We start from the raw sequence: 23543 nt of genomic DNA on the forward strand, positions 1-23543 counted from the left end.
GCCGTCATTGCTTGGGATCCTTTGCGGGATGGACTAAACGGGTTCTACCGAAACTTTATGGGTCTTCCCGTAAAGCTTGACTTCATAGTTGACTTCGGACTTGATGCCTTTCCTCGCCGCTTCGGCTTTGGCCTTTTCTTCGGCGACCTGTTCGGCGGTTTTGCTTAGGTTCTTTGGTCCCTCGCCACGGGTCGAAAAGAACCCCGGTGCCACTTGCGGGAACATTGCATAGGTCAGCACGTCTTCGTCGGTACCATCGAATCCGTCCAGTGCCGATGCCTTGTCGCGAAGCTCATCCCATTCCGGTTTCAAACAATCGGCCGGACGTTTGGTGATGGATGACTTCTTGGCATGTTTTTCGGCCGCTTCGATGATCTTGGGATCGCGAGGTGCGATGGTTTCGCCGTAATATCCCAGCATCAAATCTGCGAACTCACCCGTCAGCGCTTTGTAGGGTCCCATCAGAACGTTGAACACCGCTTGTGTACCAACGATCTGGCTGGACGGAGTGACCAGTGGCGGAAAACCGGCCACTTCGCGAACACGTGGCACTTCTTCCAGCACTTCTTGCAGCCGATCCGCGGCGCCTTGTTGGGCCAGTTGGCTTTCCATATTGGAAATCATGCCGCCGGGGATTTGGCTGTCGAAGATGTCGGTTTCGACACCGATGAATTTCGATTCAAACTCGGCATAGCGGGGTCGAATCTTTGCAAAGTGCTGCTTGATTTTCTTCAACCGCTCCTTATCCAGCGAAGTGGTGTAACCGGTGCCTTCCAACATCTCGACCAAAGCTTCGGTCGGGTTGTGGCCCGGTCCCAAACTGAGGCTGGAAATCGCGGTGTCGACGATGTCGGCACCGGCTTCGATCGCTTTCATCAGGCTGACCAAGGTGACACCGGTGGTGCTGTGCACGTGAACGTGCACCAGCATGTCATCGCCACACGCTTCCTTGATGCCCTTGACGATGTCGTAGGCGGGCTGCGGTTTCAGCAGGGCGGCCATGTCTTTCAGACAAATCGAATCGCACCCCATGTCCTGCAAACGCTTCGCCATTTCGACGAAATGGTCGTTGGTGTGCAGCGGGCTGGTGGTGTAGCAAATTGTGCCTTCGGCGTGCTTGCCCGTACGGCGAACCGCTTCCATTGCACGCTTCAGATTCCGGATGTCATTCAGAGCGTCGAAAACGCGAAAGACATCCATACCGTTTTCAGCCGACTTGTCCACGAACCGATCGACGACCGTGTCTTCGTAGTGGCGATAGCCCAACAAGTTTTGGCCCCGCAACAACATTTGCAGGCGGCTGTTGGGCAACAGTTTGCGAAACGTTCGCAATCTTTCCCAAGGATCTTCATTCAAAAAGCGGATGCAGGAGTCGTACGTCGCCCCGCCCCAGCATTCGACACTCCAGTAACCGGCCTGATCGATTTCCTCACAGATCGGCACCATGTCTTCGAGCGCCATACGGGTCGCCAAAATGCTTTGGTGCCCGTCGCGCAGTACCAATTCCGTGACATCCACGTGACGTGTCATCGGGAAATCTCCTCGGCGTATAGCTTGAGTTTGTTGGAGCGAAAAGGTCGTCAACTTCGCTTCGGCGACGCATCGCGTTTGCGACAATCGTTTTCGGCGATGTGTCGAGATCTGTCACTCAGGCGCTGACCTTGTGTTCGGGTCGGCAGAACCATTTGCGTCAAATCGCCACACTGACCGTGTCCCACCGAAAACCAAAGTGTGCCACTGTGTCGCAGAGGCACTCAAAACCGATGAAAGCTCGGTCGCCGGATGGAACGAGTCGAATGGTACTGAACCGATCGGCATCTCGTGAATGCGTGCGGGGAATTTTCCCAGCCTTCAGCGACAGATTGTCCGGTAGACACCCGTTCTTGGCGGCATCAAGACCGCTCCAAAACCTATCGGCGCGTTGAAGTTGTGGCGATTCATGGCCGACGCGTTTGCTAGCTGATGACAAATCGTCTCACTCGCACACATCGGACTGTTTTGAGTGTGCTGTTGCGTAGCAGATCAAAAGTTGAATCGGTAAGCTCCGATGCATCGCGAAGACCGCGATCCCTTCGGCCCAGAACGATGGCTGCCCTAACCGTCGCGTCGGGCCCAACGGTCGACTGCCTGTCATCTATCCCCCTTCCACACGCAGGAACCCGAGGTCCCATCATGCATGTACTTCCTTCCATCCCCGACATTTTTTCCAACTGGTTACTGCCGCCGCTTGCGGCGGCAGGGTCTGAGGCCACCGGCGAGATTGTCGAAACCGCTCTCGACCAGTCTCGCCCGTTGCCGCTGTGGTGGCACTTGACTTGGATCACCGCCACGGTCGCCTTGGTCAGCGCTTTCATGTTCTATCGATGGATCATGGAACAAAGCGAAGGCAACGACCGCATGAAGGAAATCGCTAAGTACGTCCGTGAAGGTGCTTACGCCTATCTGCGACGTCAGTACATGGTGGTGATCGTCTTTTTCATCGTCGTCAGCAGCCTGTTGGCAGTGATGGCGTTCGGCTTGGAAGTCCAACACCGCTTGGTTCCATTCGCTTTCCTGACCGGCGGTTTCTTTTCGGGCTTGGCCGGATTCTTCGGCATGAAGACCGCCACCAACGCGTCGGGACGTACGGCGCAGGGAGCCAGCGAATCGCTGGACCGTGGCCTGAAGATTGCCTTTCGCGCCGGCAGCGTGATGGGCTTGGCCGTGGTCGGACTGGCAATGCTGGATATCAGCCTGTGGTTCCTGTATTTGTACAAGTTCCACCACGTCGTGTTCGGCGGCCAACCGATGAGTCTTGAAACGATCACCGTCGTGATGTTGTGTTTCGGCATGGGTGCGTCATCCCAAGCGCTGTTTGCTCGTGTCGGTGGTGGGATCTACACCAAAGCTGCTGACGTGGGTGCCGACTTGGTCGGTAAAGTCGAAGCCGGTATCCCCGAAGACGATCCCCGCAACCCCGCAACGATTGCCGACAACGTCGGTGACAATGTTGGTGACGTGGCCGGTATGGGTGCCGACCTTTACGAGTCGTACGCAGGTTCGATCTTGGCAACGATGGCACTGGGCGTGGCCGCCGTCAGCCTGGGCGGCGTTCCGGAGGGTTTTGCCGACAAAATCTCGGCGCAATTGGCCTTCCTGGGTGCCCCGATGGTCTTGGCCGGTGTTGGAATTCTGCTTTCGTTGGCAGGTATTTTCTTGGTCGCCACCGAAGAAGGTGCATCCATGAAAAAGCTGATGATGGCATTGAACAAAGGAATCTGGGGTTCCAGCGGCATGGTCTTGATCGCTGCCATGATCATCATGCCGATTTTGTTGCCGTCCAGCGTTTGCTGGGGTGTTGTGATCGCAGTGGCTACCGGCTTGATCGTCGGTCTGATCATTGGATACGGAACGGAATACTACACCAGTGCCGAATACAAACCGACGCAAGGCATTTCCGACCAAGCGGTCAGCGGCACCGGCCCACTGATCATCGACGGCGTGGCCACCGGACTGCTGTCGACTTGGATTCCGATCGTAGCCGTCAGTCTTGGCATGCTGGTTTCCTTTGCAGCGTGCGATGGCTTTGAAAACTTGGTCATGGGACTTTACGGCGTCGGCATGGCGTCGGTCGGCATGTTGTCGACACTGGGAATCACACTGGCGACGGATGCTTACGGCCCGATCGCCGATAACGCCGGCGGTAACGCTGAAATGTCGGGCTTGCCCAAACAAGTCCGCGAACGCACCGATGCTTTGGATTCGCTGGGCAACACGACCGCGGCGATCGGTAAAGGGTTTGCCATCGGATCAGCCGCGCTGACGTCGCTGGCTTTGCTGGCCGCTTATGTCGAAGAAGTTCGCGTGGGTATCCACCGCGAAGTTGCGGCAGCCTATGAAGTGATGGACAGCGAAACGGAAGATTTCACGATCGTACCGCTCGGTCACGGCAAGTACGGCATGTTCTTGCCCGGTGGCGATGCCACCGATGGCAATCACAACGATCACTACACCGTCAGCGCGATCGAAAGCAACTCGGAAAACGCTATTGAAATCATGGTCGACGACCAACCGGTTCACGTGGTCGTCAACCACGCCGGCGCGGCGATCGGCCATCACACCGAGGGCGAACTTCCCGCCGATGCCAGTTTGAAAGAACGAATTGCGGCGACGCCGCCGGCAGGTCTCGAAGCCTACATGGACTATTACAAGATCACCCTGATGAACCCGAAGGTATTGGTCGGCGTGTTCCTGGGCGTCTTGATGGTCTTTGTGTTCGGAGCGATGACGATGAAAGCCGTTGGTCGCGCTGCGATGGCAATGGTGTTGGAAGTTCGCCGTCAATTCGACGAAATCCCTGGCATCCTGGACGGCACGGGAACACCAGACTACGCACGTTGCGTGGCGATTTCGACATCGGGTGCCCAAAAGGAAATGTTGCGTCCGTCTTTGTTGGCCGTGCTGGTTCCGGTCGGCGTCGGCCTGGTCTTGGGCGTCGGCGGCGTGATGGGATTGCTGGTGGGCGGTCTGTGTGCCGGTTACGCGATGGCAGTGTTCATGAGCAACGCCGGCGGTGCCTGGGACAACGCCAAGAAGTACATCGAAACCGGCAAACACGGCGGCAAGGGTTCCGAAGCCCACAAATCCAGTGTTGTCGGCGATACGGTGGGCGACCCGTTCAAAGACACAACGGGCCCCTCGCTAAACATCCTGATCAAGCTGATGAACATGGTCAGCATTGTCTTTGCGGGATTGGTTGTGAAGTTCGCGCCGCTGATCGGTGCCTACCTAGGCATGGGCAATTGATCGCCCGGCTTGAATGAAAACCTGATTACTAACAACCCCAATTCACATTGCAGACAAAATCATCATGGACATCCACCTTTATCTGATGTGCTATCGTCACGAAGCTCTTGTTGCGTCGCACCTATCGGCCGAAGAATTCGGCGCTTACATGGCCGTCGGGACTCGGAAGAAAACGTTCGGCAACGTGGTCTTCTTTGAATTGGATCCGTCGTTCCGTTCAAGTGAACTGAATTTGGAACAATTGGAAGAACGCTGCGTGCCGCATAGTTCCGGGCAACCGCGACGCAGTAAATACATGAGCGTGTATCGCGTCATGGAACATGTTCCGCTGGAAGCCTATGGGCAGTTGCACCTGACCACCCGTGATGGTCGCGTGCTATCGCTTGACAGCCAAGACTATCAGGCACCGGCCAGCCGCAGCGAAGCATTCATGTATGCGGAATTGTGTCCTTTGACACCTCGCATCGTGACCAAATTGGATCCCCTGGAGTTCACCAAAAAGATCACCGATTCAGCCAACCCGGTCAGCGTCCCGCGAATTTTCTTCGCCGAAACGCAAGTGGCCAGGGACAGCGATGGTCGTTTGGCAGGCTATCTGCCTTACAACAATCCGGCTCACATCGAAGACTGCTTGGATGAAATCACCAACAAGCCGGCCAAGTTCGCCAAGACGGTCGATCGCGATCCACCGTTGACCGCGTTTTATCGCACGATTGCCAGCGGCTTTTATGTGGGCGATTCGACCGGGATCAAGCAATACGCGTATCCCAGCGTCGACGAACTGGAAGAGAAGCACCACAAGTGGTGGCGTTCGGCCACCATGGGTTAACGGGCCTTTGGGTCAACAGCACGGAACCAATCGTTGGATTTCCGTGCTGCGGGACCCGCCGGCTATTCACACGATTGATTCGCGATCGCCTCGATGAACGCCCGACAGAATTCGGGAAGGTCATCGGGGCGTCGGCTTGTAATGTGGTGACGATCGACGACAACCGCCGCGTCTTCGTAGATCGCCCCGGCGTTGACCAGATCGTCTTTGATACCCGGCGACCCGGTCACGCAGACACCCCGATACACCCCAGCGGAAATCGGGATCCAACCGCCGTGGCAAATCGCGGCGATCGGTTTGGACGATTTGTCAAACGCACGCACCAAGTCCAACACCACCGGGTCTCTACGCAACTTGTCGGGCATGAATCCGCCCGGAACCAACAACGCGTCGAACGCATCGGAATTCATGTCGGCGATGGCGGCGTCGCTGGTACAGGGATAGCCATGCTTTCCGTTGTAATGGGCATTTGCATCGGGGCCCGCAACAACCACGTCCGCTCCGGCTTCGATCAGCCGCAACTTGGGATACCATAGCTCCAGGTCTTCGTAGATTTCACCGACAAGCGACAGGACTCGGCGGCCCTTTAGTGGAAAATCGTTCATACGTCCGTGGATGTCCTGGATCGAAAGAAGGGGGCAGAAAATGCCGGGACAGCGAATGACCAGCCGTCGCTGGCACGCGTCCCGCGGAATCAGATCAGCCGAAGGAGCCTAAAGGATCGCATCGCTGACGATCAAGCGTTGCCCATAGCAGCGACATCGCCCCCGCGATCGAGCGGCCCGTTGGAAAACCGCCATCTGAGCGATGCGGCGGATATACTGGCGCGTCGTCGGCTGCTTGACGCCCCCCGACGATGATCCTTGCTTCCCCGGCGGAGAACGTTTGTGACGCCCCGAGTATTGAGCTGCCGTTGCCTATGCTGGATGACTTGCTTGATTGCGGTGGGTTCCATCTTTGGCGTCGACAGTCGGGCAACAGAATCCGATGTGCTGACTTTACCCGATGACGCAACGACATTTCTTAAGTCGTTCTGCGCCGACTGTCACATGGAGGGTGCTCAGGAAGGTGGCTTGGCCATCGACCTCGATACGCTCAACGATTCGAACGCCGCGAATCATGCGATCTGGGTTCGGATCCACGACCGCATCGATCGTGGCGAAATGCCGCCGGCCGACTATGACACGATTCCCCGCCGGGATCGCGCGGCGCTGTTGCAGCCACTGGGTGAAATCCTGCGAGCCCAACATCGTCGAAACAACGGCGCGACGCTACGACGCCTGAATCGCCGCGAGTACCAGAACACGATGAACGACATGTTCGGGACTCACGTCAACTTGATGGATCGATTGCCCGAAGACGGCCAGTCGCACGGTTTTGATACGGTGGGCCACGCGCTTGGCATCTCCAGTGTCCATTTGCGTCAGTACATCGACGCGGCCGACACCGTCGTGGATGCCGCAATCGCAAAATCCAGCACACCCACGCCCACGGAAACGATCAACGCCAACTATGCGGATTCACGCGAAGGCGATCAGTTTATCGGCAAGGTGTGGAAGAAACTGGACGACAATGCAGTCGTCTTTTTTGATGACTTTGGTTACCCCACCGGCATGCTGCGTGGCACCAGCGTGAAGACACCCGGGCGATACCGAATCGAAGTCACCGGATACGCCCACCAATCCGACCAGCCGATCACTGCTCACATCGGCGGCACCAGCTTCCAACGTGGCTCGGAGAAACCGACCTACGGCTATGTCAGCTTTCCGCCCGGCCCACCGACCACGATTCAATTGGAAGCATGGATCGATGAACGGTACATGATCCAAGTCACTCCCTGGGGCTTGGATACCGGTCAGTACAACATTCGAAAGTCCGGCCCGGACGATTACGAGGGACCAGGCCTGGCCATTAAGAACGTCAGCTTGGTCGGCCCCTTGGTGGATGAGTTCCCCAGCCGAGGGCATCGGCTGATTTTCGGCAAAATGGACCGCCGTGAGATCCCCCCCAGCAATCCAAAGCATCGGCTTCGCTCCGGTTACCGGGCATCCTTTGAAATTGTCAGTGACGATCCGGACCAAGAAGTTCACGAAGCGGTTCGACGAGTCGCATCACAGGCGTTCCGCCGCGCCGTCCGCGACGATGAAGTTGCGTTGTATTTCGATCTGTATCGCAGCGAACGTGACCGCGGCGCTTCGATCGAGCAGGCGTTGCGAACGGCGGTGTCAGGAATTTTGTGTTCGCCTGATTTCTTGTACTTCGTCGAACCAGGTGGCAAGCTGAATAACCACGCCGTCGCGACACGCTTGTCCTACTTTCTGAACCGGACCGCGCCGGATGCTTCGATAAGAAAGGCTGCCGACGACGGACGCCTAAGCGATCCCGATGAACGACGCCGCCAGGTGGATCGGTTGCTGGAATCCAAACGCAGTGATCGTTTCATTCAAGACTTTGCCGACGCGTGGCTGAATTTGCGAGAAATCGAATTCACCAATCCCGATGAGCGTCTATTTCCGGAGTATGACGACTATTTGTTGCATTCGATGAAGGGCGAAACGCATGAGTTTCTGCGGCATGCGATCCGAGTTGATTTGCCCAGCGGCCAGTTGATCGATCCCGACTTTGCGATGCTGAACGAACGCTTGGCGAAACACTACGAGATCCCCGATGTCGGCGGCCCGCAAATCCGACTGGTGCATTTGAACCCGTCGGACGTTCGCGGTGGATTGTTGGCACATGCTTCCATTTTGAAATCCAGTGCCAACGGCACGAACACCTCGCCCGTCGTCCGTGGCGTATGGGTTACCGAACGGATCTTGGGCCAGATCCCTCCGCCACCGCCACCAGGCATTCCCGGGGTGGAACCTGACATCCGCGGCGCCGCGACGCTGCGGGAACAATTGGACAAACACCGAGACTTGGCGTCGTGTCAGGCGTGCCATCAAATCATTGACCCGCCGGGATTCGCACTGGAGTGTTTTGATCCGGTCGGCGGGTGGCGGACGCGATACCGCAGCCTGGGCGAAGGTGATCGCGTGAATCGCAAGGTCGACGGCCGATCGGTCCGATACCGTTTGGCTCAACCGGTCGATGCCAGCGGACAAACCGTTCAAGGCGACAGCTTTGACAGCTTTGTCCAATTCCGCGAGATCGTTGCCGCCAATGACCGCCGCATTGCTCAAACCATTGTCGAGAAACTGTTGACGTTCGCGATCGGACGGGAACCCGGTTTTTCGGATCGCGAAGAAATCGATCGTATCGTTGATTCAACGCGAAACAGCGGATACGGATTTCGTTCGCTGATTCACAGCGTTGTCGCCAGCGAACTTTTTCGAACCAAGTGAAGCTTCCAACCATGTCATCCCGCCGCAACAACATCTCACGCGTGAAGCGTATTCATCGACGCCAACTACTTCGTGGTTGGGGTGCGGTGGGAATCAGCCTGCCTTTTTTGGAATGCATGCAGGAAAGCGTGTCGGCCGGGGAAACACATACCAGTTCGCCGCCCAAGCGTTCGGTATGGATCTGTGCCGGACTGGGGTTCCATGCCCCGTTCTTGTTCCCTGCCGAACCGGGTCCTCTGAAGCCGAACACGCCCTACCTAAAACAGCTTCGGGATCACTTGGACCAGGTGACCTTGTTTTCCGGACTTTCGCATCCCGAACAACAGGGCAACAACGGACATGCGTCATCGTTGACATTCCTGACGTCGGCCCAACGCCCCGGATTAGCCGGATTCAAGAACACGATCTCGATCGACCAATTGATCGCACAGCGAATCGGAATGCAGACACGCTTTCCCTATTTAGCGTTGTCAACATCGGGGCGATCCCTTTCTTGGACATCCGGCGGTGTCCCGATTCCGGGATCCATGTCGCCATCCCAGTTGTTTCGCGAACTGTTTCTGCAAGGAAACGAACAACAAATCGCATCAGAGATCGCTCGGCTACGTCGAGGACACAGCATCCTGGACACCGTCACCCAGAGTGCCAACACGATGGCAAAACAGTTGGGATCAAACGACCGACACAAGCTGCAAGAGTATTTTCAGTCCGTGCGTGAACTGGAACACCGGCTGACACAATCGGAAGGTTGGGTTCGGCGTCCCAAACCCAAGGTTGACGCGGAACAGCCGGACGACATCCGTGACAAGTTGATGGCAATTGAGCGTCAATCGGCCATGTACGACATGATCACGCTTGCCCTGCAAACCGATAGCACGCGAACCATTACTTTTGGAATCAGCGGCTTGAATGCTGCACCCAAGATTCCCGGCGTCGCCAGCGATTGGCACGGCTTATCCCATCACGGGAAAGACCCGGCAAAAATCGAAGAATTGAAACTGATCGAGCAGGCCGAATTCGCTGCATTCGCAAATTTTCTGGGTGGGCTGCGGAATATCCAAGAAGGCGACTGTACCCTGCTGGATCAGACCACCGTCGTTTACGGTTCCAATCTCGGAAACGCCAGCTCGCACGATTGGCACAATTTGCCGATCTTGGTCGCCGGTGGCGGATATCGGCACGGACAATACGTCGCGCACGATCCCAACCAAAACACACCGCTTGCCAACTTGTTCGTTGGTATCGCCCAAGGCGTGGGCATCGAAATTGATCAATTCGGCAGCAGCGTGTCCGCTGGAATTCGCGGACTGGAAACTCAGGCAAACGCATGACGTCCATCGAAACCGTAGTCGGCGATATCACCACGATATCATGCGATGCAATTGTCAACGCAGCCAATTCAACCCTACTGGGCGGCGGCGGGGTCGATGGTGCGATTCACCGTGTCGCCGGAACAGCACTGCGCGAAGCCTGTCGACAGTTACCTGAAATTGAACCCAACGTACGCTGCCCCGTGGGCGGTTGTCGCGTCACACCCGCGTTCGGTCTGCCCGCCAAGCATGTGATTCATTGCGTCGGCCCCATCTATCGCGGCGGAAATCACGACGAACATCAGCAACTGGTGTCTTGCTATGAACGTGCGATCTGGATCGCCGCTTCCTTGGGTCTATCGCATTTGACTTTCCCCGCAATCAGTTGCGGTGCCTATCGGTTTCCGATCGACAAAGCGGCAACGATTTCGGTTCGCGCCGTCCACCGAGCAGTGCTTTCCGAACCCGGCATTCAACGCGTTACGCTGGTCGCGTTTGACGATATCATGCACCGAATGTGGACGAAAGAATTGAAACAGGTCCGAGCGGAATAAACCAATCGCACGCCGGTCGGTTCGTCCAGTCCGTCCGCAGAAATGCCAGGCCGCCGACGTCTTGATGCATCGCCGCGTCGCCACTGCGGCGGCAGGTTTGACGATGCATTCGCTTTTATCTAACAGTGCCTTTCCCACCCCCGCCTTCATCACTGATTGGATCCCCGCCATGCGATTGATACGCTCCTTCACGCTACGATTCGGCTTTTCGTTTCTGACCACCTTGATCAGCGTCGCCGGTTTGACACCGGCGGGATACGCGAACGAACCACCGGCCGGATTCACCGCTCTTTTGGCCGATGATTCGCTGGACGGTTGGTCGCACAAGGGAAATTGGTCGATCAATTCCGGGGTGGTCGCTCGTGAAGGTTCGGGCGGACCATTGACCTATCAAGACGGACCGCTGCCGGACGATTTCGAGTTACGATTCGAATGGAAGGTCGCCAAAGGTAGCAACAGCGGCATCTACTATCGGCCCGGCCAGTACGAATACCAAATCCTGGACAACACCACGCATCGCGATGGAGCGAACCCACGAACTAGCGCAGCGTCTTTGTACTTTTGTATGCAGCCGTCGCGTGATGTGACACGCGCGGCCGGTCAATGGAATACCGGCCGCATCGTCTGCAAGGACACCGTGATTCAGCATTGGTGCAACGGTGTGAAGGTCATCGATTTTGACTACGAAGATCCGCGATGGCAGTTCCATGTCGATCTGCTGCGCAAACGCGGCGGCAATCTTTCCGATCGTGATGGGAAACTATGGCTTCAGGACCATGGCGATCCGGTGTGGTTTCGCAACATCTATTTGCGAGCCATCCCAGACGAAGAATCGCTGCAGCGGTCGGAGGTCACGCCGGCCAGCATTTCGGACGACGTGCTAAAGAAAGAAGCTGAGAAACTCGACGGGATCATGAAGCGACGCCAAAAGGCAGGTGAGGCTGCGGACGAAAAGCAATCGGCAACGCGACGTCCGAACATCATTTACGTCATGGCGGACGACTTGGGATACGGTGATCTGGGCTGTTATGGACAATCGAAAATCCGCACCCCGAACCTGGATCAGATGGCGGCTGAGGGCATTCGTTTCACCGATCACTATGCCGGGCATACCGTTTGCCGGCCTTCGCGTTTGGTGCTTTGGACCGGCCAGCATGTCGGCCACACACGACTGATTGGCAACGCGTCCCGCGACCTGAATGGTTCGGAAATCACGGTGGCCAAACTGTTGCAAGACGCCGGTTACGCGACGGGCGGGGTGGGCAAATGGGCTTTGGGAAACGTCGATACGCCCGATGAAATTGATAACGCCGGGCATCCCAACAACAACGGCTTTGATTACTGGTTCGGATACATGAACCAGTCCAACGCTCACAACTACTATCCGGCTTTTCTGTGGGAAAATGATCGCATCGTCACCTTGAAAGGAAACGTTATTGATGACATTCCCAACGGCCGTGGCCGCGTGGCGAAAGACAAAATGACCTACAGCCACGACGTGATGGTGGAAAAGGCTTTTGAATTTATACGCCGCAATGCATCGGCCCCTTTTTTGTTGCACATGCACCTGACGATTCCCCACGCCAATAATGAAGCCGGACGCGTTCATGGCGATGGAATGGAAGTTCCCGACTATGGTGTTTACGCCAACGAATCTTGGCCGAATCCGGAAAAGGGTTTCGCAGCGATGATTGGCCGCTTGGACAGCGACATGGGGCGATTGTTCGACTTGCTGGACGAAAAAGATATTGCCAAAGACACGTTGGTGATCTTCACATCGGATAACGGCCCGCACCACGAGGGTGGTCACGACGAAGAGTTTTTTGACAGCAACGGCGTTCTACAAGGGGCGAAACGTTCGATGCACGAAGGTGGCATTCGGGTCCCCTTCATCGCTCGATGGCCGGGGAAGATTGTCGCGGGCAGCACCAGTGACTGGCCGTCCGCTTTCTGGGATTTTTTGCCGACCGCCTGCGATCTGGCAGGTGTCGACCCGCCAGCATCCATTGACGGGGTCAGCTACTTGCCGGCCCTGCTGGGTCAGACCCCGGCAGGTGGAGATCGATACCTTTACTGGGCCAGTTCCGAAGGCGATACCTCCGTCGGCATCCGACGCGGTCGATGGAAACTGGTGAATTATCCGCCGACGCAGAAACGACGCCCCAAAACCGGTATCGCGGCGATCGCTGAAAACGGATGGCGTTTATACGATCTGGCGAACGACCCGGCGGAAAAGAATGACATGGCCGGGCAACATCCCGAAAGAGTGCGCCGGATGCTGGAAGAAGTCCGCGGCGACGGGCTGTGGGATGAACCACAGCCCGCCCACGGTTTGACAAACTAGCCGGTCGGCTGGGCGACTTTGCTTGCGACTTTCTCAAGCAACGCCTTGGTACGTTTAATTCCTTCGAATTCGTCCAGTTCGCGGCCTTCGTATTCGATGCCGACGTACCCGTGATAACCGAACTCCAGGACGATATCCATCATCTTGAAATAGTCCGTGTTGACTTCGTTGCCTTCCGAATCGAAGTCATGTGACTTCGCGCTAACGGCCTTTGCAAAAGGCATCAATTCGCGAACCCCTTGATAGCGATCGTAAATCTCGGGGTTGTCGCCACGCTTGATGTAGAAGTTGCCAAAGTCGGGCAGGGTACCACAGTTATCCATGCCGACCTTTTCGATCGTGCCGGCCAACCACTGTCCGTTGCTGGACAATCCGCCATGGTTTTCAACCAAGACGTTCAAACCATGCGGCTTGGCGTACTCGCTGAGACGGGCCAGACCGTCGGCGGCCAACTTTTGCTGTTCTTCGTAGCTGCCCGCACTGCTGGCGTTGACACGGATGCTGTGACATCCCAAGAACGTCGCGGCGTCGACCCATTTGTGGTGTTTCTCAACCGCTTCCTTCCGCTTGGCTTCATCGGGATCGCCGATGCGACCTTCGCGGTCAACCATGATCAACAGGCTTTTAACACCGTGATCATCACAGCGTTGTTTCAGATCGGCCAAGTACGTTTTGTCTTCCGCCTTGTCCATGAAGAACTGGTTGACGTATTCAATGGCTTCGATACCGAATTCTTCTTTGGCAACACGAGGAAAATCCAAGTTAGTCAGTGACTTGGATTCATCACGCAACGTTCGGTGAAGTGACCATTCGGCCAGCGAAATCTTGAACGGTGCGTCGCCGCCGTGACTGTCGGCGAATGCGGCGGAGGGAACCAGGCCGCGTGACGCCATGGTTGCTGCGGCAACCGAGGCGGCCGAAGCGGCCAGGAATTGACGGCGTGAAGCGGTTTTGGATTGGAAGGTTTTCATCGCGTTTCAACGGGGTGGAAGCAAGGAGGGTCGTTCCCCGGGTTCGACGTCACACCACCCGAGGCAAAGCGACAGTTTAGCCAGCGGACCGGCGCGGTGCGAGTTGGCGGCCGCCAATGCTGGCCCCCTCGCTGGATTGTACGACGGCCACCGAGGAGACCATCGGAACAACCCCGGGTTTAGAAAAGCGTATAGATAAACGGAGCCGCGGGTGACGATGCGATCACCGTCACCAATGCCACCAAGGCCAAACTGACCAGGATCGGCAACATCCACCACTTTTTCTCCTGCCGGATGAACTGCCAAAACTCGCGGATCAATCCGGGATCAGCCGGCGGTCTGTCTTCGGCGGGCATGCGATTTCTCTTTCGGTTGACACTCACGTGCGGTGCTGTCGTTGCATCGCCGGGATCCCCATGACGGCCCAAGAACGGTGGATTCAGTACATCGCATCATAGTCCTGACGCCGACTGTCCACCGAACAGGGCAACCACTGTGGACGATTTCTGTCGCGACGGCCCAATGGATCGCTGCCCATGATTCTGCGAAACAGCGCGATCGGACAAACCACCAACATATAGACAACGATCAACGCCACGGTCGTCACCGCGTGAGCAACGACGGCGGCGAAGGACGCCATCTTGTGGGCAAAAGACTTCAACATGATTCGCGTTTGTCCAACAGATGATTCTGAATCACACAACAATCCATCCCAGATTTTTGGAAGCAACGATACGCATCGACGGGACTGGCAACGATGGGTTCGTCCTTCACGTTAAAGCTGGTGTTCACCAGCATCGGACATCCGGTCATCCGATCGAACTGTTGGATCAAATGATACAACTTAGGGTTCTGATCCCGGGTCAATGTCTGCACCCGAGCGGTGCCGTCGGCATGGATGATCGCCGGTGCGATTTCGGCCGCGGCTTTGACCGGAACAATGAAGGACATCCAAGGGCTTTCAAAATCGCCCGATACTTGGAAATATTTGGTCACTCGTTCGGCCAAAACGACTGGTGCGAAAGGTCGAAAAGGTTCACGGAACTTGATCGCTTGATTCATTCGATCACGCACGTCATCGCCGCGTGGATCGGCCAAGATACTTCTGCGGCCGACGGCGCGAGGCCCGAATTCCATCGGCCCGTCCATCCATCCGACGACTTGACCGTCGGCCAGACGCCGCGCCACTTCGTCGATCAATGCTTCGTCCGTTAAGGAACGAAAGTTCGCACCGATTTGCCTTAGCTCTTGACTGGATTGCTGTGAATCATAGACCGGCCCCAGGCACGCGTTTTGCATCGAGTATTGCGAAACCGCTTGGCCCTCCACAGCAGCGTCGTCCAACACTGCTCGATCGATCAGCAGCGCGGCGCCCACGGCACCGCCGGCATCACCGGGGGCGGGCGGCACATGGAGATGCTGAAACGGGGTTTCGACCAACAAGCGACCGTTAGCCTTTCCGTTCAAGGCCACACCGCCTGCGATGCACAATGCATCGGCAGCGTGCAAACGATGCAGATGATTCGCGGTTCGCAACAATATGTCTTCGGTAACTTTTTGTATGGATGCCGCTAAGTCACGATGAAAGTCCGTGATCGGTTCATCCGCCCTTCGCGGTGTTTGATCGAACACATCGGCGAATCGTTGATTCGTCATCTTCAATGAATCGACAAACCCAAAGAACTCTTGATTCAAACGAAACGAACCATCCGAAGCGACATTCAGCAGTTCTGATTCGATCGCCTGGGCATACTTTGGCGTTCCGTATGCCGCCAAGCCCATCAACTTGTATTCGCCTGAATTGACGGTAAACCCACAGAAATACGTGAACGCGGAATACAACAGCCCCAGCGAATGCGGGTAACGCAATTGATGGGTCAACTGGATTTGCTGACCGTCGGACCAACCCAGGCTTGTCGTCGCCCATTCGCCCACGGCATCACACACCAGAACAGCGGCATTGGGCCAGGGGCATGTCCACGCGGCACTGGCCGCGTGCGCCAAATGATGGTCGACAAAGTGCATCTTGCCCACGTACCGTCGTCCATCGCCCGCAACTTGGTCCAATCGCCGCCGAAGCGTTTTTCGCAGATTTAATTTGCCTTTGATCCAGGACGGCATTGCGGTTGTGAAAGGACGCAGAGATCGCGGCGCGGTTGCCAGAAACGATTCCATCAGCCGATCGAACTTCCGGATCGGCTTCTCATAAAACACGACATGGTCCAAATCACCGGGCGAAAGCTTTGCGGCATCCAAGCAGTACCGGATAGCGGACTCCGGAAAACCGGCATCATGCTTGATTCGGCTAAATCGTTCCTCCTGAGCGGCAGCAACAATCCGCCCGTCACGCACCAAGCACGCTGCTGAGTCATGAAAGAAAGCGGAAATGCCCAGCGTCGTGGTCAATACGTTGGCCCTGTCTGATGATTGGTCTCTGGCTGCGACAAATTGGCTCGCACCCGTCAGAATAGTTTGACACGCCAGCGCGACGGCAGGAAGATTCACACCCCAAGCTTTTGGGGTCTTCCCTCAATCCGAAACCCGCCCACCCACGAAGGTGCACCATGCGCCGCCGGTCATTTTTAGGTTCCGTTTCAACCACCGTGGGAATCGGGTCGATCCAATCGGCCGCCGGTCGCGCCGACGATTTGGCGGGGATGAACCAAAAGCCGGACGCCGACGTTCCGCCAACACACCGCAGCGAACCGGTTGACGGTATGCCGCGACGTAAATTGGGACGGACGCCGATTCATGTTTCGATTGCGACGTATCCCGGTTTGGCATTGATGCGAACCGACGCCGCCGGGGCCCGTCGTTCGCTACATGATTCGTTCAAACGTGGCGTCAACTACTTCGACGTCGCGCCTGCTTATGGCAAAGACGGCGAATGTGAAATCAAGATGGGGCAGGGTTTGCAAGGCTTGAACCGGAATGATTACGTGCTGTCCTGCAAGACCAAGGCTCGTGACAAAGCCGGCATGCAGGCAGAATTGCAGCGTTCGCTGGATCGGTTACAGACGGACTATTTCGATCTGTATCAACTTCACTGCTTGATCAAGCCTCAAGAAGTTGTCGAAGCTTTGGGTCCTGGCGGTGCCATGGAAGGCATCCTGGAGGCACAAAAGCAGGGGAAGATCAGGCACATCGGTTTCAGTGCACACACCACGAAATCGGCACTTCGTGCGTTGCGTCACTTCGACTTTGACACGGTGATGTTTCCCATCAATTTCGCGGAATACTACACCATCGGTTTTGGAAAACAGATCATTGAACTTGCCAACCAACGCGGCACAGCGATCCTGGGCATGAAGACGCTGGGCTATGGGCGTTGGCCAAAGGGTGTCGAGAAGACACGGCAATGGTGGTACCGAACGGTGGAATCGGATGAACACGTTCGGATGGCTTTGCAATTTACGTTAGGGTTCCCCGGTGTCGTCACGACCGTTCCACCGTCCTGGCCAGACCTTTGGGACAAAGTGATCGATCAGTCCAAACAGATTGACGTCGCGGGTGAGAATCTGCACGACGCAAAGCTGCTTCGACGGATGAAAAATCTTGCGCAAGGGTGCGAAAGCATCTTCCACCGCTTTGAACAATCGATCGCCGAAAACCGCCCGGAACCCGGGGTTTTCTACGCCGACAGCCCGCACGAAAAACCGCCCTGCATGCGAGCATGATCACGTAAACCGTGCCGGGCCCGCCGACCGAGTCTACAATCGGACATCAGCGACGATGTTTGACCTGGGTGACTTTGGTGGAAAAGGCGATGGTTTTGATTCGCACATGGTTGATCTTTTTAGTGCTGTCACTGATGGCGATTGGCAGCGTCCAGTGTTCACTTGTCATCGCCGACGACACCCTGTCACCAACGGGCATGACACCGGCGGTGGCGGGAATCAAGCACGATTTGGAGCGATGGTTTTCCGAAACCACCCCGACGTGGCTGCGCACCTATCGCGAATTGCATCAATCACCGGAACTGTCTTTCGAAGAAAAAGCGACGTCACAGTACATCGCGGATCGTTGGCGCGACGATGGTTTCATGGTCGTTACCAACGTGGGCGGTTTCGGCGTGGTCGCGATGATGGAAAACGGCCCAGGCCCCACCGTCATGCTGCGATGCGACATGGATGCATTGCCCGTTACGGAGCAAACTCCTTTTCCGTTTGCATCGACCCAAAAGGTCACGCAAAGCGATGGAACAACGCTCGGGGTGATGCACGCCTGCGGGCACGACATCCACATGACCAATGTCTTGGCGGTGTCTCATTTTCTGGCCACGCATCGCGATCACTGGTCGGGACGACTGATGCTGATTGCCCAACCGGCGGAAGAGCGTGGTGCGGGCGCCCGATCCATGCTGAACGATGGCTTGTTTCAACGGTTCGCCAAACCGGACTACGCGATCGCTTTGCACGTTGGCCATGATCTGCCTGCCGGACAAGTTTCACTGATGCCCGGATATTCCCAAGCCAATGTCGACAGCGTCGACATCACGATGCACGGCCGTGGCGGTCATGGATCGGCACCCGAAACGACGATTGATCCGATTGTCATGGCTTCGATGCTGGTCGTGGATCTGCAAACGATCGTCAGCCGCGAGATATCGCCTCGCAAGCCCGCGGTGATCACCGTTGGTTCCATTCACGGGGGGACGAAGCACAACATCATCGGCGATGACTGTCATTTGCGATTGACCGTCCGCAGTTACGACGAAGCGGTTCGGCAACATTTACTGGAGGCCATCGAACGAAAAGCCAACAGCATTGCCACTAGTTTTCGTGCGGACGCACCGACCGTCACACGCAGCGAAGGGACGCCATCGCTGGAAAACGACCATGAACTGGCGGCGCGAATGCGAGACGTTTTCGCCGCCGCCATCGGCAAAGACCAGGTCGGCACGAGTGAACCATCGATGGGCGGCGAAGACTTCAGCCGATACGGAAAACAGGGCGTGCCGATTTTGATGTATCGATTGGGGACCGTTGAATCGGCGCGTTTGAAACGATACGAGAAACTTGAAATCCCGCCGCCCAGCTTGCACAGCAGCCAGTATTATCCCGACGCGGAAAAATCGCTCCGCACCGCCTTTATGACAATGACGGCCGCGACGCTGGAGCTATTGAAACCGGCACCGTAAGGCGACCGAAATTTGCCCGGTCGCCTTTTCGGATGGCGGACGCTGCGCCCCGTCGTCAGTCACGCGTCTGTCGCAAACAGGGGCGGATGGCCGAGGTCTATTCTTGATCGTCGCCTGACGATTCGATCGGCGTTTCTTTCTTACCGTCGCGGATGAAGGGCGACCGAGTTTGTTCGCCTTGGGCGGGGGTGAATTCGCGTACCCAAATGTTGCGGAAGCGAACCGGGTTACCGTGATCCTGCAGCGAGATCGGCCCTTCGGAATCATGGGCGTTGTACTTCGGCGGACGGTTGTAGGGCGTGTCGCCCTTCAATTCGAAGTGGTTCAGAATCAGGATGCCGTTGTGCATCGCGGTGATGTAGGCGGGCGAAACCAAATTGCCGTCTTCATCAAATTTTGGCGCGGTCCAAAAGATGTCGTACGTGTTCCATTGCCCGGGGGGCCGAGTGGCGTTGACCGCCGGAGGCGTTTGTTTGTAAATCGCGCCCGCCTGGCCATCGAAATACGTCTTGTTTTCATAGGAATCCAAAACTTGAATTTCATAGCGATCCATCAGGAAAACGCCGCTATTACCGCGTCCCTGGCCTTCGCCTTTGGCCGGCGTCGGGGCAGACCATTCGATGTGAAGCTGGCAGTCGCCGAATTTCGGGATCGAAACCGCTTTGCCTTTGCCCGTCAACATGCACCCGTCGACGACTTTCCAAGAATCGTTGACCTTCCACTGGGAAAGGTCATCACCCGAAAACAGAACGACCGCGTCGCTGGGCGGATCGGAATTGATGACGCCCGGAGTAACGACCGCGGGTTCTTCCCAAGTGATGCCGTTCAGGTATTCCTTGGCGTTTGCCGAGGAACCCGATGCGGAGATGACAGCCAAGCCGGCAAAGGTAAGGATCGAGTTGAAAAATCGACGTTTCATGGAAGGTGCAAAAGTTGGAGGTAGGACACATCAACGGTGCTCGGTAGTTTAGCCGAAGCGTGTCGCCGGTACCTCGGCCCCCCGTCAAAGAAATCGTCGCCCCCAAACGTGCGCCACGTTTGCACCGTGACGACACCTGGCATTGGGCAATTGCGACACGGCCGAACGGTCGCCGTGGCCGGGTGCCAGTGGGGCCCCAGGCTTTTCAGCGCTGACCCGGCAAGTCCTAAATCTCGTCAAGCCAATTCCCAGCGGCCGACAGTACCGTCATCCAGATCGACGTAGTACATCAGGTCATCGGGCCCCTGACGAAGGGCGACCACAATGTTTGCACCGGTGTCAAAAACGTTAACATCGCCAACCGTGCCATCGGGATTGATCGTGGCATGCCGAACGATCCCCTGGCCAAGGTCGTTGAAGAAGATGTCACCATCGAACTGGCCGCCGTATGCGTCGCCACGATAAACGTCGCCCATCACAATCGCGTTGATACCGTCGGCCTGGTGGCTGAGAGCGTAAATAGATGCGTCGACCGGAATGTCTTCTGCAAAAAACGCTTCGCCTTCAGGGGTATTTGCATAAGAATTGTTCACCAAACTGGTACCGTTACCGCCTTCATAGAACGGCCAACCAAAATTCGCCCCTGCGCCGGCGGCATTGATTTCTTCCCACTTGGTCCACCCCACATCACCGACGTAAAGCTGGCCGGTTTCGCTGTCGACGCTGATTCGGAAGGGGTTCCGCAGCCCCATTTGATAAACCTTGCTTCGATTGGCGTTAGGATCATCCACGCCTTCTTCGAAGTAAGGATTTCCGGCGCCCCCTTCGCCGGTGATCGGATCGATTCTTAAAACCTTGCCGGACAAACTGTCGGCGTGTTGGACCCGATCGGCACGTGGATCGACGCGGTTGTAGCTGGCACCATCGCCGATCGACACGAACAGCATGCCATCGGTACCAAAGGCCAGACTGCCGACGGTATGCGATTCACTGTCACTGGGAATGAAATCTTGCAAGTAGTTGCCCCACTCATCTTCCCCGGCCGGCGGCTCTTCGAAATCGTTGGTGCTGTTGGCAAAGCCATTGAAGTTTTGCCAGGTGCTGTTGGCACCCAACAAAATCACATCGCTTCCTTCGACCGCCTTCAAATACCCTTCGGTTTGATCCGCCGTGACACGGATCAGGCGCCCGGCGCGATTGCCTTTGCCATCGGGCCCGGCCAGACCGGTTTTGCCTTCGACTTCGGGTGGATCGTAGGTGAACAACAGATAGACGTACGGATTGATTTCAAAGTCGGGATGGACGGCGATGTCCAACAAACCGCGGTCCCGAGTGCCGTTGACGATCGCGGAAATGTCGATGAAAGGTTCGGACTGTAAAACGCCGTCGACCGCCACGTCCACAACACCGCCTTGCTGGGCGATCAGCATTGCACCACCGGGCAACCAGTCGATCGCCGTGGGGGCAATCAAACCAGAAACCTGATCGACGGCGACCAGCGTATCGGGAACCTGGGTGGGCGGATCTTGAGGGGGATCTTGCTGATCCAAATTCCAGCTAGTGATCCGATGCACGTTGTTGGACCCACCCGTTGCACCGGTGAATCCCACATAGGCTTGATTGCCGACGACCGTTTCCAAGTCGACCGTGGTCTTCATGGCGGCCAGTTCGGGCTTTTCGTTTTGATCGGACAAATAGACGGCCAAAACATCGCTGGTGCCGTTGTAGTCGACCCACGCGTACAGCCGTGACCCACCGTTCAGATCGAAATCAGCCACCGTCGTTTTAAGGGCATTCTGGACGCTGCCCTGGATGATCGACACATGGTTGTTGCTGATGTCGAACGGTGAATTTTTCCAAGTATCGAATTCAACGGCGATCGAATTGGCAATCCCGTCGTATCCCAATTGACCGGCGTTTGAACCAATGGCAGCGGCCCCCGCGGGATCATTCTGGATCGTGAAAGTCAGGCCGTCGGCGCCCGACGAACCACCGGTGATTTGAAACCCGAATTCAGACCGGAAGGATCCATCGTTGCTGAGATCGATGGGCGTTTCATAAAAAGCACTGCCGGCTTTCCAATTCGTCGCCGGGGTCAGACGCAATTCGTCTGAGTTGATTGTCGCGTCGCCGTTGATGATCAAACCAGTGGAATCAGCGAAGTCGTCATAGTTGGGCAGCAAAACTTCATCGTCAACGATGGTCACCGTCGCGGTGCGTGGGGCCAGCAAAGTCGCGCCGCCGACCACGTTGTCAATGGTGACATTGAACTGTTCAGCCCTTTCCGCCAGGTCATCATCCAGAATTGGAATTTGGATCTGCGCGACGCTTTGGCCGTCGAGGAAAGTCAACGTACCGCTGGTCGGTGTGTAGTCGATGCCTTCGGCGGCAGAATTTTCGAACGTGGCATAGTCGACCGTGATCGTGCCATCGGTACCTTCACTGCGAACGACATCCAACGCGACGAACCCGGCGGTTTCATCCACCGTGACGTTACTGGTCGCCAACGAGATCACGCCAGGCTGTGGCGGTGGGACTTCGCCACCAAAATAGAACGAACCGTCGGAATGCAAGAATTCGTTTTGCTTGTATCCGGGAACCACGCCCCCCGGTTCCCAAGTACCGGTGCTGAACACCGTCGGGGCTTCGGTCTGATAAACGTCTTCGCCGATCGAAACCCGATCGACGCGAAGGTTGCGATCGATTTCGCCATCGTTGACATACAAATCGTTCGTGAACGCGATGCGAATCTGATCGATGGTGACATCGGTATCGGAAATGTACGTGTAAGATTCGAACGAATTGTTGTAGGCATTCCCACCAATGTTGGACCAAGTCTGGACTTTGGTGTCGTCGATCCAAAGTTCCATGATTTCGTCGTTCTCGTTGCCCGCCGCATCGATAGTGATCGCGGTGGTATCGGGTTCCTGGTACTGGAAGTATCCGTCCGCCGCCAAGAAATTGCTTTCACGATATCCGGGCTGAATCCCGTCTTCTGGCAACCAAACTCCGGTGCTGAAAACGGACGGGTCATCGGAGCGATACACGTCGCCGTCGATGGCCATACTTACGACAACCAGATTTCGATCAATCCCTTGATCGGGATCATAAAGGTCGTTGGTGAATGCAACCTTGATTTGATTGGCGCTGACGGAACCCGTCGTTTGATAAGTGAACGTTTCCAGTTGTCCGGCACCGGGATCGCCGCCGACGTTTTCCCACGTCTGCACGACTTGATCGTCGATCCGCAATTCCATGGTTTCTTCGCCGGTCGTTCCGGCCGCCACAATGGTGATCTGTTGGCCCAGATCGCCGGCCAACATCAATCGTGGCTCCAACGACTTGAT

The 23543-nt window shown here is 56.4% G+C and carries 16 protein-coding genes; 8 read left to right on the plus strand and 8 right to left on the minus strand.

The annotated features are described in order from the left end of the window. Positions 1 to 33 precede the first annotated feature (33 nt). Complete coding sequence (locus Mal65_RS21085) at positions 34 to 1530, minus strand: methylmalonyl-CoA carboxytransferase subunit 5S (protein WP_145302210.1); 1497 nt, start codon at positions 1528 to 1530, stop codon at positions 34 to 36. Positions 1531 to 2352: 822 nt separating this feature from the next. Here Mal65_RS21085 and Mal65_RS21090 point away from each other — a divergent pair. Together Mal65_RS21090 and Mal65_RS21095 are read left to right on the plus strand one after the other, a co-directional pair. After that, positions 2353 to 4785, plus strand: a complete 2433-nt coding sequence (locus Mal65_RS21090) for a sodium-translocating pyrophosphatase (protein WP_390621874.1) — start codon at positions 2353 to 2355, stop codon at positions 4783 to 4785. Positions 4786 to 4849: 64 nt separating this feature from the next. Then, positions 4850 to 5614: a hypothetical protein gene (locus tag Mal65_RS21095; protein WP_145302216.1), complete on the plus strand. Its 765-nt coding sequence runs from the start codon at positions 4850 to 4852 to the stop codon at positions 5612 to 5614. Positions 5615 to 5676: 62 nt separating this feature from the next. Here Mal65_RS21095 and Mal65_RS21100 read toward each other — a convergent pair whose 3' ends face one another. Continuing rightward, complete coding sequence (locus tag Mal65_RS21100; RefSeq protein ID WP_145302219.1) at positions 5677 to 6219, minus strand: type 1 glutamine amidotransferase domain-containing protein; 543 nt, start codon at positions 6217 to 6219, stop codon at positions 5677 to 5679. Between the two features lie 321 nt (positions 6220 to 6540). Between Mal65_RS21100 and Mal65_RS21105 the strand changes: the two genes are divergently transcribed. The 4 genes from Mal65_RS21105 (at position 6541) to Mal65_RS26690 (ending at position 13166) form a co-directional block, all read left to right on the plus strand. Next, a complete protein-coding gene (locus Mal65_RS21105; protein WP_145302222.1) occupies positions 6541 to 8958 on the plus strand; it encodes a DUF1592 domain-containing protein in 2418 nt (805 codons plus the stop codon). An 11-nt stretch (positions 8959 to 8969) separates the two neighbouring features. Further along, a complete protein-coding gene (locus tag Mal65_RS21110; protein ID WP_145302224.1) occupies positions 8970 to 10289 on the plus strand; it encodes a DUF1552 domain-containing protein in 1320 nt (439 codons plus the stop codon). After that, positions 10286 to 10822 (plus strand): O-acetyl-ADP-ribose deacetylase, encoded by a 537-nt coding sequence (locus Mal65_RS21115; RefSeq protein ID WP_145302227.1) that lies wholly within the window; start codon positions 10286 to 10288, stop codon positions 10820 to 10822. The genes Mal65_RS21110 and Mal65_RS21115 overlap by 4 nt, the downstream gene beginning before the upstream one ends. A gap of 169 nt (positions 10823 to 10991) precedes the next feature. Continuing rightward, complete coding sequence (locus tag Mal65_RS26690; protein ID WP_196784347.1) at positions 10992 to 13166, plus strand: sulfatase-like hydrolase/transferase; 2175 nt, start codon at positions 10992 to 10994, stop codon at positions 13164 to 13166. On the opposite strand, the gene Mal65_RS21125 is transcribed toward Mal65_RS26690, so the two are convergent. From Mal65_RS21125 to Mal65_RS21135, 4 genes are all read right to left on the minus strand, one after another. After that, positions 13163 to 14137 carry a sugar phosphate isomerase/epimerase family protein gene (locus Mal65_RS21125; protein WP_145302233.1) on the minus strand — a complete coding sequence of 325 codons (975 nt, stop codon included), beginning with the start codon at positions 14135 to 14137 and terminating at the stop codon, positions 13163 to 13165. The genes Mal65_RS26690 and Mal65_RS21125 overlap by 4 nt on opposite strands. 179 nt (positions 14138 to 14316) lie before the next feature. Continuing rightward, positions 14317 to 14493: a DUF5989 family protein gene (locus Mal65_RS26695; protein ID WP_165701436.1), complete on the minus strand. Its 177-nt coding sequence runs from the start codon at positions 14491 to 14493 to the stop codon at positions 14317 to 14319. A gap of 83 nt (positions 14494 to 14576) precedes the next feature. Next, complete coding sequence (locus tag Mal65_RS21130) at positions 14577 to 14801, minus strand: hypothetical protein (RefSeq protein ID WP_145302236.1); 225 nt, start codon at positions 14799 to 14801, stop codon at positions 14577 to 14579. Further along, positions 14795 to 16543: a carbamoyltransferase family protein gene (locus Mal65_RS21135; RefSeq protein ID WP_196784348.1), complete on the minus strand. Its 1749-nt coding sequence runs from the start codon at positions 16541 to 16543 to the stop codon at positions 14795 to 14797. The genes Mal65_RS21130 and Mal65_RS21135 overlap by 7 nt, the downstream gene beginning before the upstream one ends. A gap of 251 nt (positions 16544 to 16794) precedes the next feature. On the opposite strand from Mal65_RS21135, the gene Mal65_RS21140 reads away from it, so the two are divergent. Next, positions 16795 to 17814, plus strand: coding sequence for an aldo/keto reductase (locus tag Mal65_RS21140; protein WP_165701437.1), 1020 nt, complete (start codon positions 16795 to 16797; stop codon positions 17812 to 17814). Positions 17815 to 17903: 89 nt separating this feature from the next. Further along, entirely contained in the window at positions 17904 to 19277 is a 1374-nt protein-coding gene (locus tag Mal65_RS21145; RefSeq protein ID WP_196784349.1) for a M20 metallopeptidase family protein, read from the plus strand. Between the two features lie 97 nt (positions 19278 to 19374). Here Mal65_RS21145 and Mal65_RS21150 read toward each other — a convergent pair whose 3' ends face one another. Both Mal65_RS21150 and Mal65_RS21155 read right to left on the minus strand, forming a co-directional pair. Then, positions 19375 to 20196 carry a 3-keto-disaccharide hydrolase gene (locus Mal65_RS21150; RefSeq protein WP_145302242.1) on the minus strand — a complete coding sequence of 274 codons (822 nt, stop codon included), beginning with the start codon at positions 20194 to 20196 and terminating at the stop codon, positions 19375 to 19377. Positions 20197 to 20432: 236 nt separating this feature from the next. Next, positions 20433 to 23519, minus strand: a complete 3087-nt coding sequence (locus Mal65_RS21155) for a carbohydrate-binding domain-containing protein (protein ID WP_196784350.1) — start codon at positions 23517 to 23519, stop codon at positions 20433 to 20435. Positions 23520 to 23543 lie beyond the last annotated feature (24 nt).

The organism is Crateriforma conspicua (genome assembly GCF_007752935.1).
Classification (GTDB): Bacteria; Planctomycetota; Planctomycetia; order Pirellulales; family Pirellulaceae; genus Crateriforma; species Crateriforma conspicua.